The sequence below is a fragment of the Pseudomonas sp. Pseusp88 genome (assembly GCF_047303955.1).
GTDB lineage: Bacteria > Pseudomonadota > Gammaproteobacteria > Pseudomonadales > Pseudomonadaceae > Aquipseudomonas.
Genome location: NZ_JBGLYM010000006.1, coordinates 229,082 through 242,468, shown reverse-complemented (window position 1 = coordinate 242,468; position 13,387 = coordinate 229,082). Strand labels below are relative to the sequence as shown.

The 13,387-nt window shown below is 61.3% G+C and carries 13 protein-coding genes; 5 read left to right on the top strand and 8 right to left on the bottom strand.

All coding sequences use genetic code 11. The features are described from left to right. Positions 1 to 113 precede the first annotated feature (113 nt). Positions 114 to 875: a YdcF family protein gene (locus tag ACCD02_RS10875; protein ID WP_413301207.1), complete on the bottom strand. Its 762-nt coding sequence runs from the start codon at positions 873 to 875 to the stop codon at positions 114 to 116. Between the two features lie 86 nt (positions 876 to 961). Continuing rightward, the gene (locus ACCD02_RS10870; RefSeq protein ID WP_413301205.1) at positions 962 to 1,312 is read right to left on the bottom strand and encodes a hypothetical protein; all 351 of its coding nucleotides are present in this window, start codon (positions 1,310 to 1,312) and stop codon (positions 962 to 964) included. A 292-nt stretch (positions 1,313 to 1,604) separates the two neighbouring features. On the opposite strand from ACCD02_RS10870, the gene leuS reads away from it, so the two are divergent. From leuS to ACCD02_RS10845, 5 genes are all read left to right on the top strand, one after another. Next, positions 1,605 to 4,211, top strand: a complete 2,607-nt coding sequence (leuS, locus tag ACCD02_RS10865; RefSeq protein ID WP_413301203.1) for a leucine--tRNA ligase — start codon at positions 1,605 to 1,607, stop codon at positions 4,209 to 4,211. 86 nt (positions 4,212 to 4,297) lie between these two features. Further along, the gene (lptE, locus tag ACCD02_RS10860; protein WP_413301201.1) at positions 4,298 to 4,903 is read left to right on the top strand and encodes an LPS assembly lipoprotein LptE; all 606 of its coding nucleotides are present in this window, start codon (positions 4,298 to 4,300) and stop codon (positions 4,901 to 4,903) included. A 42-nt stretch (positions 4,904 to 4,945) separates the two neighbouring features. Next, positions 4,946 to 5,977 (top strand): DNA polymerase III subunit delta, encoded by a 1,032-nt coding sequence (gene holA, locus ACCD02_RS10855; protein ID WP_413301199.1) that lies wholly within the window; start codon positions 4,946 to 4,948, stop codon positions 5,975 to 5,977. Positions 5,978 to 6,178: 201 nt separating this feature from the next. Continuing rightward, the gene (gene arfA, locus ACCD02_RS10850) at positions 6,179 to 6,337 is read left to right on the top strand and encodes an alternative ribosome rescue factor ArfA (protein WP_413301197.1); all 159 of its coding nucleotides are present in this window, start codon (positions 6,179 to 6,181) and stop codon (positions 6,335 to 6,337) included. Between the two features lie 84 nt (positions 6,338 to 6,421). Beyond that, entirely contained in the window at positions 6,422 to 7,759 is a 1,338-nt protein-coding gene (locus ACCD02_RS10845) for a lytic murein transglycosylase (protein WP_413301195.1), read from the top strand. Between the two features lie 186 nt (positions 7,760 to 7,945). Here ACCD02_RS10845 and lipA read toward each other — a convergent pair whose 3' ends face one another. The 6 genes from lipA to mltB form a co-directional block, all read right to left on the bottom strand. After that, positions 7,946 to 8,974, bottom strand: coding sequence for a lipoyl synthase (gene lipA, locus ACCD02_RS10840; RefSeq protein ID WP_413301193.1), 1,029 nt, complete (start codon positions 8,972 to 8,974; stop codon positions 7,946 to 7,948). 1 nt (position 8,975) lies between these two features. Next, entirely contained in the window at positions 8,976 to 9,626 is a 651-nt protein-coding gene (gene lipB, locus ACCD02_RS10835; RefSeq protein ID WP_413301191.1) for a lipoyl(octanoyl) transferase LipB, read from the bottom strand. Next, a complete protein-coding gene (locus tag ACCD02_RS10830) occupies positions 9,626 to 9,901 on the bottom strand; it encodes a DUF493 domain-containing protein (RefSeq protein ID WP_413301189.1) in 276 nt (91 codons plus the stop codon). The genes lipB and ACCD02_RS10830 overlap by 1 nt, the downstream gene beginning before the upstream one ends. An 89-nt stretch (positions 9,902 to 9,990) precedes the next feature. Continuing rightward, on the bottom strand, positions 9,991 to 11,151 hold the full coding sequence (locus tag ACCD02_RS10825; protein WP_413301187.1) for a D-alanyl-D-alanine carboxypeptidase family protein: 1,161 nt from the start codon (positions 11,149 to 11,151) through the stop codon (positions 9,991 to 9,993). A 212-nt stretch (positions 11,152 to 11,363) separates the two neighbouring features. Continuing rightward, positions 11,364 to 12,377: a septal ring lytic transglycosylase RlpA family protein gene (locus tag ACCD02_RS10820; protein WP_413301185.1), complete on the bottom strand. Its 1,014-nt coding sequence runs from the start codon at positions 12,375 to 12,377 to the stop codon at positions 11,364 to 11,366. After that, positions 12,377 to 13,378, bottom strand: coding sequence for a lytic murein transglycosylase B (gene mltB / locus ACCD02_RS10815; RefSeq protein ID WP_413301364.1), 1,002 nt, complete (start codon positions 13,376 to 13,378; stop codon positions 12,377 to 12,379). The genes ACCD02_RS10820 and mltB overlap by 1 nt, the downstream gene beginning before the upstream one ends. Between the last annotated feature and the right edge of the window lie 9 nt (positions 13,379 to 13,387).

Here is a 13,387-nt window from a genome sequence, read left to right as displayed (position 1 = left end):
ACGCATGCGGGACCGGCTTTAGCCGGGAAAGCAAAGGCAAGATCGACACATTTCTGTCGTCCATACCCTTGTCTTCCCGGCTAAAGCCGGTCCCACAGAACTCACAACGCCCTTCAGCGATAAATCAACGGATAAACCACCATCCCCGCCGCTTCGTTGAGCAACTGCCCGCTATTGGCGAATTCCTGAGCCTCGGGCAGCCAGCCACCGAACAGCCTGCCATTGTCGGCACTGAGAAACCCCACCGGCGCGCCAATCACGCTAAACCCGGCCTTCTCGAAACACCAGAGCGCACGTGGCATGTGCGCGGCCTGAGTCACCACGACCACTCGTTTGAACCCCAGAGGCTGCAGCACTGCAGCGCTCATCGTGGCGTTTTCCCAGGTCGTGCGGCTTAACCCTTCCTGCCAGCGTACCGGCGTACCGAAGTCCTGACTCAGGGACTTGGCCATGATCGCCGCCTCACTGGGTGGCTCGCCGTAGTGCAGCCCGCCGGTGGTGAGGATCGGCAGGCCCGAATCCTTCGCTAACCGTGCCGCAAAGCGCATCCGCTCCAGAGCGCCGCCCGTGGGAATGTCTTCGCCCCAGGTCGGGTCATTGCGCTCGCGCCCCGAGCCCAGCACCACAATCGCGTCAGCGCGCCGGGCCAGGGTTGTCCACTCGCCGACGGGCAGCGGTGGGACCGTCTCGACCTTCCCCGCCGCCCACTGGACCACAACCGGCAGGCTCATCAACCACAGCCCGCCCAACCCCAGGGCAAAGCAGCCAGCCGCCAGACGCGGGCGTGAGCGCCGCAGGAACAAGGCCAGCAACAGCAACAGAAAAAGCCCGCCAGGGGGCAGAAGCAGGGTCTTGAGCAGGTATCGAACAGGCATCAGGCATCTCCATGGATGCCCGAAGCCTAGAAGGATTGACGCTAAGCAACAATGCTTATTGAGGCAGGCTCGCAGCCCGCGAAAGGTTAACGCTTGAGATTGGAACCCGAACTGTAACGCTTGGCCTTGGCTGCCGCCTGCGCACGCCGTTGATCGGCCAGCCAGAAGACCTTGGCAGATCGCTGCGGTAAGGCAGGCGACACCATGGTTTCACGCGGCCGTTCTTTGGCAATGTCGCCGGCCGCCATGACATCCTTTTCAAGATAGGCCTCGATCAATTCGAACTCGGCCCGGCTCAAGCCTCGCAATTCCACGACAGCGGGCGACTCATCACGCAGTCGAAACGCTGTTTTTGCTGTCTCCAGAGCCAACCCCAGACGATTGATCAAGCTTTCGTACAGCTCAGGGTTTGTTACTGTGTGCTGCCACTCTGTCATCCGCTCACCTCGTCGAAGATAAGACATACCCTCGACATATGAGCTTAGCGCTGCCCGCAAAACCTACGTGATGCCGCGACAGACGGCGGCGCAGGGGCTTGCAACAGCAATCAGGGTTTCCCTCGATAGTCGGCGCTCATGTATGCTACGGCGCTTCCTGTCATTCCACTTCCGCTCACTTGAGCCCGAACGCACCGCACAGGCAGTTTTCAATGTCCGGCAAGCGGTGCCGACCAGACTCGGCGAAGCCATGAAGAGGTCAAGGGTCAACAATCTTTAGTCAAAAGTAGCCATGCACGAACTCTATCAGCCCCGCGAAATCGAAGCCGCCGCCCAAACATTCTGGGAAGAGCAAAAGTCTTTTGAAGTCAGTGAACAGCCAGGCAAGGACACGTACTACTGCCTGTCGATGTTTCCTTACCCCAGCGGCAAGCTACACATGGGCCACGTGCGCAACTACACCATCGGTGACGTGATCGCGCGCTACCAGCGCATGCAGGGCAAGAACGTCCTGCAACCCATGGGTTGGGACGCCTTCGGCATGCCGGCGGAGAACGCCGCGATGAAGAACAACGTCGCCCCGGCCAAGTGGACCTACGAAAACATCGCCTATATGAAAGCCCAGCTCAAAAGCCTGGGTCTGGCGATCGACTGGTCCCGCGAAGTCACTACCTGCAAGCCGGATTACTACCGCTGGGAACAATGGCTGTTCACTCGACTGTTCGAAAAGGGCGTGATCTATCGCAAGAACGGCACCGTCAACTGGGACCCGGTCGACCAGACCGTCCTGGCCAACGAGCAGGTTATCGACGGTCGTGGCTGGCGTTCGGGCGCGGTAATCGAAAAACGCGAAATCCCGATGTACTACTTCAAGATCACCGCTTATGCCGATGAGCTGCTGTCGAGCCTCGACGAGCTGCCGGGATGGCCTGAACAGGTCAAGACCATGCAGCGCAACTGGATCGGCAAGTCCCGCGGCATGGAAGTACAGTTCCCGTACGACCAGGCCTCGATCGGCGAAGCCGGTGCCCTGAAAGTCTTCACGACTCGTCCGGATACCCTGATGGGCGCAACCTATGTCGCCGTGGCTGCCGAGCACCCGCTGGCGACCCTGGCTGCGACCAACAATCCTGAGCTGCAAGCATTCATTCATGAATGCAAGAGCGGCAGCGTCGCCGAAGCCGACGTCGCCACCCAGGAAAAGAAAGGCCTGCCGACTTCGCTGTTCGTCGAGCACCCGCTGACCGGCGAGAAACTGCCGGTATGGGTCGCCAACTACGTGCTCATGCACTATGGCGACGGCGCGGTGATGGCGGTTCCGGCTCACGACGAGCGCGATTTCGAGTTCGCCACCAAGTACAACCTGCCGATCAAGTCCGTGGTCCGCACCAGTGCCGGTGACGAGAACCCGGCGCCGTGGCAGGCTGCCTATGGCGAGCACGGCCAGCTGATCAACTCAGGCGAGTTCGACGGCCTGGACTTCGCCGGTGCCTTCGACGCCATGGAAGTGGCGCTGATCAAGAAAAACCTCGGCCAGTCCCGCACACAGTTCCGCCTGCGCGACTGGGGCATCAGCCGTCAACGCTACTGGGGCTGCCCGATCCCGATCATCCATTGCGACAGCTGTGGTGACGTACCGGTCCCTGAGGACCAGTTGCCCGTCAAGCTGCCGGAAGACGTAGTGCCGGACGGCGCCGGGTCGCCCCTGGCGCGCATGCCCGAGTTCTACGAGTGCACCTGCCCGAAATGCGGCGCAGCGGCCAAGCGTGAAACCGACACCATGGACACCTTCGTTGAGTCGTCCTGGTATTTCGCCCGCTATGCCTCGCCTCACTACGAAGGCGGCATGGTCGATCCGAAAGCGGCCAACCACTGGCTGCCGGTCGATCAGTACATCGGCGGCATCGAACACGCGATCCTGCACCTGCTGTACGCGCGCTTCTTCCACAAGCTGATGCGCGACGAGGGCCTGGTCACTTCGAACGAGCCGTTCAAGAACCTGCTGACCCAGGGCATGGTTATCGCCGAGACCTACTACCGTCTTGAAGCCAATGGCAGCAAGACCTGGTTCAACCCGGCCGATGTCGAGCTGGAGCGGGACAGCAAGGCCAAGATCATCGGCGCCAAACTGATCAGCGACGGCCTGCCGGTGGAGATCGGCGGCACCGAGAAGATGGCCAAGTCGAAGAACAACGGTGTCGATCCTCAATCGATGATTGACCAGTACGGCGCTGATACCTGCCGCCTGTTCATGATGTTCGCCTCGCCGCCTGACATGAGCCTGGAATGGTCCGACTCCGGCGTCGAAGGCTCGCACCGCTTCCTCAAGCGCGTCTGGCGTCTGGCCCAGGCCCACGTCAGCGCCGGTCTGCCGGGCACCCTGGACAAGGCGGCACTGAGCGATGAACAGAAGGCCATCCGCCGTTCGATTCACCTGGCGGTCAAGCAAGCCGGTCAGGATGTCGGGCAGAATCACAAATTCAACACCGCCATCGCCCAGGTGATGACGCTGATGAACGTGCTGGAAAAAGCCCCGCAGGCCACCTCCCAGGACCGCGCCCTGTTGCAGGAAGGCCTGGAAACCGTGGCCTTGCTGCTGGCTCCGATTACACCGCACATCTGCCATGAGCTGTGGAACGCCCTGGGCCATGCCGACCCGATCATCGACGCCGGCTGGCCGGTGCTCGACGAAACCGCATTGGTTCAGGACAGCCTGCAACTGGTGGTACAGGTCAACGGCAAGCTGCGCGGCCAGATCGAAATGCCTGCCAGCGCCAGCCGCGAAGAAGTCGAAGCGGCTGCACGCACCAATGAAAACGTCCTGCGCTTCCTCGATGGCCTGACGATCCGCAAAGTGATCGTGGTCCCTGGCAAGCTGGTCAATATCGTCGCAAGTTGATGGGATCGGGCGCCCGGCCGACCGGGCGCCGAACATACTGCCAAGGGTCGCGAAGCCGGCCCAAACGGATTCAAGGGGAGCATCAAATGATCAAACGCAACTTGCTGGTTATCGGCCTCGCCGTTGTGCTGAGCGCCTGTGGTTTCCAGCTGCGTGGCACTGGATCGACCGAGATCACGCTCAAGGAGCTGGATCTGTCGGCGCGTGACGCATACGGCGATACCGTCAACCTGCTGCGTCGGGTACTGCAAGGCAGCGGCGTGAAGATCTACACCGGCGCCGAATACAAGCTGATCCTGGTCAGCGAGCCGGAAACCCAGCGCACCGCCAGCTACTCGGGCTCGGCGCGTTCGGCCGAATACGCCCTGACCTCGACGCTGAACTACGAGCTCCATGGCTTCAAGGATCGCCTGCTGGTCTCCGACCATGTGCAAGTGGAAAAAATCTACGTGCATGACGGCAACAACCTGATCGGCTCCGACCAGGAAGCCAACCAGATCCGTGGCGAAATGCGCAACGAGCTGGTACAGAAAATGGTCGTTCAATTGCAACAGCTGACCCCGGAGCGCCTGCAGACCCTGCAACAGCGCGCCGATGACGTGGCCCGTGCCGAAGCAGAAGCTCTGGAAAAGGCGCAGAAAGTTCGCGACGAGACGCCACAGCAGTCGCCTCTTGAAATCCCGTCCAAGTAAGGGCTCGGGGGCCGGTTCGCCGGCCCCCGCCTCGTCTGACCGATGAAACTCGCCCCCGCACAACTCGGCAAACACCTGCAAGGCACCTTGGCACCGGTCTATGTGATCAGTGGCGATGACCCGTTGCTGTGCCAGGAAGCCGCCGACGCCATTCGTACCGCCGCCCGCCAGCAAGGCTTCGACGAACGCCAGGTATTCAGCGCCGACGCCAGTTTCGACTGGGGCACGCTGTTGCAGGCGGGTGCCAGCATGTCGCTGTTCGCTGAACGGCGCCTGCTGGAACTGCGCCTGCCGTCGGGCAAACCCGGCGACAAGGGCGCGGCAGCCCTAATGGAATACTGCGCCCGGCCTGCCGAAGACACCCTGCTGCTGATCAGCTTGCCAAAACTCGATGGCAGCGCGCAGAAGACCAAGTGGGGCAAGGCGCTGGTCGAAGGCGAGCAGACTCAGTTCGTGCAGATCTGGCCGGTGGATATCGGTCAGTTGCCGCAGTGGATTCGCCAGCGTCTTTCACAATCCGGCCTGACTGCCAGCCAGGACGCAGTCGAGCTGATTGCCGCCCGGGTCGAGGGCAACCTGCTGGCCGCCGCCCAGGAAATCGAAAAGCTCAAGCTGATGGCCGAAGACGGGCAGATTACCGTCGAGACCGTGCAGGCCGCAGTGGCCGACAGCGCGCGATTCGATGTCTTCGGCCTGACCGACGCCGTGCTCAATGGCGAAGCGGCGCATGCCCTGCGCATGCTCGAGGGCCTGCGCGGCGAAGGGGTTGAGACCCCGGTGATTCTCTGGGCCCTGACCCGTGAACTGCGGGTATTGGCCAACCTGGCCATGCAGTTCAGCCAGGGCGTGCCCCTGGACAAAGCCTTCAGCTCCGCCCGCCCGCCGATCTGGGACAAGCGCAAGCCGCTGATGAGCAAAGCCCTGCAACGCCTCTCGGCCAAGCGCTGGAACCAATTGCTGGTGGATGCCCAGCAGATCGACGCGCAGATCAAGGGCCAGGCTCCGGGTTCGCCGTGGAGCAGCCTGAGCCGCCTGGTGCTGCTGATGGCCGGACAGCGGTTGTCCCTGACCTGACCTGCAGGACCGCCTTTAGCCGGGTAAGGGTCAGTACATTCACTATATTTCTTTCGTCTGGAACGAAGCCTTCCCGGCTAAAGCCGGTCCCACAAGGACGTCCTCCTCGCCTTGACGCCATAGCACACATCTATTAGACACAAGCGCCTCTGTATCCGATGATTGCCGCCGCATCACCCACCTGCAGAGAGAGCATCCGCCATGAGCAAGCCAAAAAAACGGCCGAACAAGGCCAAGTCCATCGTCGCCCAGCCCCTGTTCCGCAGCCGACAGGAACAACCCGCCAAGGGCAAAGGCAGCTACCGCCGCGAAGCCTTCCAGTCTAAAAGCTGGGAGGCTTCTGACTTTCTGGCGGCCTGAAAAGCGACGAAACGCCGCTCAGGGCCCTTTCCACGGGCAGCCGTGTTAAGGTCTGCACCTATCGGCAATCCCTTGGACCCCAGCATGCCCTCTTGTTTTTCCCGTCGTTGGCCAATACGCCAGCTGTTCGCTGCTTCCAGCCTCGTCGTTCTGGTCGCCTGCGCTGAAAAACCCACTGCCGCTGTCGCTACACCGCTCCCGACGTTGCCTACTGCGCAACCCGCCCTGCCGGTTTTGCCGGTCACGCCAATGCCCAACAGCGCGCCGGACACCGCCCTCGATTTCACCCCCACGATCAGCTTTGCCGACTGGCAAGCGGGTTTTCGTGTGGATGCACTGAAAGCGGGTATTCGTGCCGATCTGTTCGACCGCGCGTTTGCCGGAGTAACCCCGGACATGAGCGTGGTCAAAGCCGACCGCAGCCAACCCGAATTCACCCGGCCAGTGTGGGAATACCTGGACGGCGCCATCTCGCCGGTACGCGTGCGTAAAGGCCAGGCCCTGCTCGCGCAATACGCTGACGTGCTGCAAGGCATCGAGCAGCGTTATGGCGTTGATCGCCAGGCACTGGTGGCGGTATGGGGCATGGAAAGCAGCTTCGGCCAGTTCCAGGGCACGCAATACGTGATTCGCTCCCTGGCAACCCTGGCCTATGAAGGCCGCCGTCGCGCGTTCGCCCAGGACCAGTTGCTGGCCGCCTTGCAGATCCTGCAACACGGCGATATCCAGCCGGAGCAGATGCTCGGCTCATGGGGTGGCGCCATGGGCCAGACCCAGTTCATCCCTACCACCTACAATACCCACGCCGTGGACTTTGACGGCGACGGTCGCCGCGACATCTGGAACACCCCGGCCGATGCCCTGGCCTCAACTGCCCACTATCTGCAAAGCAACGGCTGGCAGACCGGCCAGCCTTGGGGTTTTGAAGTGCAATTGGCTCAGGGCTTCGACTATGCCCTGGCCGATGCGTCGACCCGCAAGAGCGTCGCCGAATGGCAGCAGCTGGGTTTGAAGCTGCCCAATGGCGCGCCCCTGCCCGTGGGCTCTCTGCAACAGCAGGCGGCACTGGTGCTGCCCGCAGGTTATCGAGGCCCGGCGTTCCTGGTCCTGGATAACTTCCGTGCCATTCTCAAGTACAACAACTCGACCTCCTACGCCCTGGCAATCAGTCTGTTGGCCGAGCGCTTCAAGGGGGGTGGCTACATCCAGGGCGAATGGCCACGTGGCGACATGCCTCTGAGCCGCACAGAGCGCATCGAGCTGCAAACCCTGCTCTCCACCCGTCAGTACGACGCAGGCACCCCTGACGGCATTATCGGCGCCAATACGCGCAAGGCAATCCGCAGCTACCAGCAATCCCTGGGCTGGCCAGCCGATGGTTATCCGACCCATGAGTTGCTCGACAAGCTGCGCCAGCCTTGAGGTGGTAATACCTGTGCAGACCGTGTGGGACCGGCTTCAGCCGGGAAGAGGCCGAGACATTCGATAAACATCTATCGCCTGACAGACCGCCTTCCCGGCTAAAGCCGGTCCCACCTCAGCCAAGGCAATAAAAAACGGGCCGGATAGTGATATCCGGCCCGTTTTTTTTACTGCCTCAACTCAGGATCAGAGCGACGCCTTGGCGATCTTGGCCTGTTCGTCGGCGTGGTACGAGGAACGCACCAGCGGCCCCGACGCGACGTTCTTGAAGCCCATCTTGTAGCCTTCCTCGGCGAACCAGGCGAAAGTGTCCGGGTGCACGAAGCGCTGCACCGGCAAGTGGTTGCGCGACGGTTGCAGGTACTGGCCCAGGGTCAGCATGTCGATGTCGTGTTCGCGCATGCGCTTCATGACTTCGATGACTTCCTCGTCGGTTTCGCCCAGACCCAGCATCAGGCCGGATTTGGTCGGCACGTGAGGCACCATCTGCTTGAAGCGTTGCAGCAGGGTCAGCGACCATTGGTAGTCCGAGCCAGGGCGCGCGGCCTTGTACAGGCGCGGCACAGTTTCCAGGTTGTGGTTGAACACATCCGGTGGCTCGGCAGCGGTGATTTCCAGGGCGACGTCCATGCGGCCACGGTAGTCAGGGACCAGGGTCTCCAGCTGCACATTTGGCGACAGAGCGCGGATTTCACGGATGCAGTCGGCGAAGTGCTGGGCGCCGCCGTCGCGCAGGTCGTCGCGGTCCACCGAAGTGATGACCACGTACTTCAGACGCAGGTCAGCGATGGCGATGGCCAGGTTCTTCGGCTCATCCACATCCAGAGCTTTCGGGCGACCGTGGCCGACGTCGCAGAACGGGCAGCGACGAGTGCAGATATCACCCATGATCATGAAGGTCGCGGTGCCGCCGGAGAAGCACTCGCCCAGGTTCGGGCAGGACGCTTCTTCGCAGACGCTGTGCAGCTTGTGCTTGCGCAGCAGTTGCTTGACGCGGTCTACCTCGGGGGAAACCGGGATGCGCACGCGAATCCAGTCCGGTTTCTTCGGCAGGTCAACGGTCGGAATGATCTTCACCGGGATACGCGCAACCTTCTCGGCACCGCGCAGCTTTACACCGGCCTCGACTTTCGGGCGGGGCGCACGGTCAGAGACATCGAGCGTCGGGATCAGGGTTTGCACAGCACTTTGCGCAGTATCAGTAGCAGTAGTCATATCAGTCGATTCCGCCCGTTAGGGTCGTCTGCTCAGCATAGTCGAGGTGTTTGACGAGCTGCGCGCGCAGCCGGGCACTTACCTCGGCAAATTCAATCGGGCCTGCATGGTCGCGCAGCTGGGTCATGGCCAGCCCCGCATAGCCGCAGGGATTAATCCGTCGAAATGGCTCAAGGTCCATATCCACGTTCAGTGCCAGCCCGTGGAAGGAACAGCCATTGCGAATCCGCAGTCCCAGGGACGCGATTTTCGCTCCGTCGACATACACACCCGGCGCATCAGGCTTGGCGAAGGCGTTGACGCCATAATCAGCCAACAACCCGATCAGGCTGCGCTCGATCCGGCTGACCAGATCACGCACACCAAAACCCAGGCGTCTTACATCCAGCATCAGGTAGGCAACCAGTTGCCCAGGCCCATGATAGGTCACTTGGCCACCTCGATCGACCTGTACGATCGGAATATTGCCAGGCAACAAAACATGTTCCGGTTTGCCCGACTGCCCCTGGGTGAAAACCGGCGGGTGCTGTACCAGCCAGACTTCATCGGCGGTGTCGCGGCCACGCTCGCTGGTAAATCGCTGCATGGCCTGCCACGCGGGCTCGTAGTCCAGCAGGCCGAGCTCACGAAAGCCCAGGACAGCATCGGCCATCAGAGCACCATGTGTACGATACCCGTAGCGCGCAGGGCACTATTGATATCACGCAGTTGGTCTTCGCCAGTAGCGATGATGTGCAGTTGGACCGTAGTGTACTTGCCGTTGCTGCTCTGGCGTTCGGCCATGGTCGTGATATCGAGCTTGGCATGCTTGCCAAGGATCTCGATGACCATGTCCTTGAACCCCACAGTCGTATCACCGATCACCTTGATCGGGTAGTCGTTGCAGGGAAACTCGATTTTGTGCGACTTGACGTCTGGCTCTGTCATGGCAGTAAAGGTCTCACAAGCCGTGAAGACGGACGCGCCCGCCCTGGATAAGGGCGGGCGCGCAGTGCGGCATTGCTTACTGGATAAAATCAGTTGAACAAGCCGAAGAAGAACAGGCGGATGCTATCCCACACGCGGCGGAAAATGCCACCTTGCTCGACACCTTCGAGGGCGATCAGGTTGGCACTGTGTACCACTTTATCGTCCATTTTCACTTCCACTTTACCGATCACGTCGCCCTTGGCGATAGGCGCAACCAGCTGCGGGTTCATGCTCATGCTGGCGGTCAGCTTCTTCATCTCGCCTTTAGGCATGGTCATGGTCAGATCTTCAGCCAGGCCAGCCTTGACCTGACGCTCGGTACCTTTCCAGACGGTGGCCTGGGCCAGTTCGGTGCCCTTCTGGTAGAAGCTCTGGGTTTCGAAGAAGCGGAAACCGTAAGTCAGCAGCTTCTGGGTCTCGGCGGCACGGGCCTGTTCGCTGTTGGTACCGAAGACCACGGCGATCAAGCGCATGCCGTCACGTACAGCGGAGGACACCATGCAGTAGCCGGCTTCCTCGGTGTGACCGGTTTTCAGGCCGTCGACGGTCTTGTCGCGCCACAGCAGCAGGTTGCGGTTAGGCTGCTTGATGCCGTTCCAGAAGAATTCCTTCTGCGAGTAGATCGCATAGTGCGCCGGATCTTCGTGGATGATCGCCCGGGCCAGACGCGCCATGTCGTGAGCCGACGAGTAGTGGTCCGGGTTCGGCAGACCGGTCGGGTTCATGAAGTGACTGTTGGTCATGCCCAGGTCGCCGGCCGTCTTGTTCATCATGTCGGCAAACGCATCTTCGCTACCGGCGATGTGCTCGGAGACCGCGACGCTGGCGTCGTTGCCGGACTGGATGATAATGCCGTGCAGCAGGTCGCTGACGCTCACCTGGCTGCCCACCTTGAGGAACATCCGCGAACCACCGGTACGCCAGGCGTTCTCGCTGATGGTCACCGGATCGTTCTCGCCGATCTGGCCACGACGGATTTCCAGGGTCGCGATGTAGGCGGTCATCAGTTTGGTCAGGCTGGCCGGGGCCAGGCGCTGGTCGCCATTGTTCTCGACCAGGACGTTGCCGCTGTTGGCATCCATCAGCACATAGGCCTTGGCTGCCAGTTGCGGGGCGGAAGGCGTCATCTGCTCGGCAGCCCAGGCGGCCGGGGTGATGATCAGCGGTACAAGCAGGCAAAGGCGTTTTGCAAAGGTGGTGATGTTCATCCGTCTCTCGAAAATGCTAATGGGCAAACATGCCCTCTCGGGCAAAGCTGATCAGGTCGGTGAGAGCGTCGGCGCTCCGCCGCGACCTGCGGCGCCAGGCTATTACCCTGGCTGACAAGACCTCCTGTTCGACAGGCGATCCTGTGAACAGTTGCCTGTGACGCTTGCTCTTATGGCAACTCATGTCGGACAGACAACCGTAAAACCTTCAATTACTCCGCAGGAATCACGCTGGCCTGGCCCAGATTGGCCGCCCGGACGCTGTTCTGCAGCTGCTGGGCCTCACCCGGCGTGCCGACTGGCCCCATCCGAACCCGGTAGAGCGTCTGCTGATTGCGTGCTATGGAACTCACGAATACTGGCGCTTGCACCATCGCGCTCAATTTCGACCTCAGGAGTTCCGCAGCGTCCGGATTGGCGAAAGCGCCCACCTGGACTAACAGACCAGATTGCGGTCCTGAACCGTTTTTTTTTGCGTCGATCTGGATGGGTACGGCCGGTGCTGCGTGCTGTTGAGGCGGCGGCGTGTACTGTTCAATGGTGCCGGTCGAGGCAGTCAGGGCCGGTGCGGCCGCCTGGGCCGTTACCTGCGGCTGATCAACCAACAGCGGCGCCGGTTGACCACGCTGAGCCCACCACTCCTGCGGATCGATCCCCTCGACCTTGACCCTCGCCGTGCCGATTTCGGCATAACCGAGTTTCTTCGCCGCCGCGTAGGACAGGTCGATGATGCGGTCGGAGTAGAACGGACCACGGTCGTTGACCCGCAGAATCACGCTACGGTTGTTGTCCAGGTTGGTGACACGGACATAACTGGGCAGCGGCAGGGTCTTGTGCGCCGCGCTCATGCCATACAGGTCATACACCTCGCCATTGGCGGTGTTCTGGCCATGAAACTTGGTGCCGTACCAGGAAGCCGTGCCCGAAGCCACATAACGCTTGGAATCGCTCAACGGGAAATAGGTCTTGCCCAGTACCGTGTACGGGTTGGCCTTGTACGGGCCGTTATGCAGGGTCGGCGTGGCATCGGGGATGCGCGAGACATCGACATCCCACCACGGCGCACCGTCCTTGTGGGCACGGTTGATATCCAGGCCCGGTTTCGAGCGGATGGCATTGCCCTGCTGTGGCGAACGATTGGTCGTAGAGGTGCAGCTGACAACCAAAAGGCCCAGTGCTGCGTAGGCCAAAACCTTGATTGATGTGCGCATCGACAATGATCGCATTACTTGACGCCCCGAGCTTGAACCAGCAAATCAGAGAGCTGATGCACGGCCATGGCGTACATCACGCTGCGGTTATATCGCGTAATCGCGTAGAAATTCTTCAGACCCATCCAGTATTCCGGGCCACTGTCGCCATCCAGGCGAAACGCGGTGACCGGCAGGTCGTCGCGCAGCGCATCATGACTCGCCCAGCCCAGGGCTCGCAACTCCCCAACGGTCTTTACAGGTTCAATACCGGGGCTCAGGCCCTCTTCGGCGCGGTCGCCGCGTATGGTAGCGCGACTGACCACCGGTTCGCCCGCAACCCAGCCATGTTGCTTGAAATAGCTGGCGACGCTGCCAATGGCGTCATCGGGATCGCTCCAGATATTAATGTGGCCATCGCCGTCGAAATCCACTGCGTAGGCGCGAAAACTGCTCGGCATGAACTGCGGCAGGCCCATGGCACCGGCGTAGGACCCCTTGATGGTCAGAGGGTCGACCTGTTGCTCACGGGCCAGCAGCAGGAACTCGCGCAGCTCCTTGCGGAAGAAGTCGGCTCGTGGCGGATAGTCGAAGCTAAGGGTCGACAGTGCGTCCATCACCCGATAGTTACCGGTGTTGCGGCCGAAAAAGGTCTCGACGCCGATAATGGCCACGATCACCTGGGCCGGAACGCCATATTCCTGTTCGGCACGGGCCAGGGAGGCCTCGTGCTGACGCCAGAAATCCACACCACGGGCAACCCGGGCACTGGTGAGGAACATCGGAGCGTAGTCCTTCCACGTCTTGACCCGCTCGGCCGGACGGGAAATCGCGTCGAGAATCGCCTGTTTGCGCTCGACCTCGCGGAACACATCGATCAGTTGTTCGCCGGCAAAGCCGTAGTCGCGGGTCATTTCACCGACAAACTGGGCCACCTTGGGCGAACCTTCGTAATCCCCGGCCGCTGCGTCCTGCGCAGGGCCAAGAATGCCGACCAGGCCGACCAGAGGGGCAAACCGAGCCGCCCGGTTGAGCATTTCCCGCAT

Coding starts and splice junctions, on each gene's coding strand:
- ACCD02_RS10875 (WP_413301207.1), bottom strand. CDS start 875: ATGCCTGTTCGATACCTGCTCAAGACCCTGCTTCTGCCCCCTGGCGGG.
- ACCD02_RS10870 (WP_413301205.1), bottom strand. CDS start 1,312: ATGACAGAGTGGCAGCACACAGTAACAAACCCTGAGCTGTACGAAAGC.
- leuS (WP_413301203.1), top strand. CDS start 1,605: ATGCACGAACTCTATCAGCCCCGCGAAATCGAAGCCGCCGCCCAAACA.
- lptE (WP_413301201.1), top strand. CDS start 4,298: ATGATCAAACGCAACTTGCTGGTTATCGGCCTCGCCGTTGTGCTGAGC.
- holA (WP_413301199.1), top strand. CDS start 4,946: ATGAAACTCGCCCCCGCACAACTCGGCAAACACCTGCAAGGCACCTTG.
- arfA (WP_413301197.1), top strand. CDS start 6,179: ATGAGCAAGCCAAAAAAACGGCCGAACAAGGCCAAGTCCATCGTCGCC.
- ACCD02_RS10845 (WP_413301195.1), top strand. CDS start 6,422: ATGCCCTCTTGTTTTTCCCGTCGTTGGCCAATACGCCAGCTGTTCGCT.
- lipA (WP_413301193.1), bottom strand. CDS start 8,974: ATGACTACTGCTACTGATACTGCGCAAAGTGCTGTGCAAACCCTGATC.
- lipB (WP_413301191.1), bottom strand. CDS start 9,626: ATGGCCGATGCTGTCCTGGGCTTTCGTGAGCTCGGCCTGCTGGACTAC.
- ACCD02_RS10830 (WP_413301189.1), bottom strand. CDS start 9,901: ATGACAGAGCCAGACGTCAAGTCGCACAAAATCGAGTTTCCCTGCAAC.
- ACCD02_RS10825 (WP_413301187.1), bottom strand. CDS start 11,151: ATGAACATCACCACCTTTGCAAAACGCCTTTGCCTGCTTGTACCGCTG.
- ACCD02_RS10820 (WP_413301185.1), bottom strand. CDS start 12,377: ATGCGATCATTGTCGATGCGCACATCAATCAAGGTTTTGGCCTACGCA.
- mltB (WP_413301364.1), bottom strand. CDS start 13,378: ATGCTCAACCGGGCGGCTCGGTTTGCCCCTCTGGTCGGCCTGGTCGGC.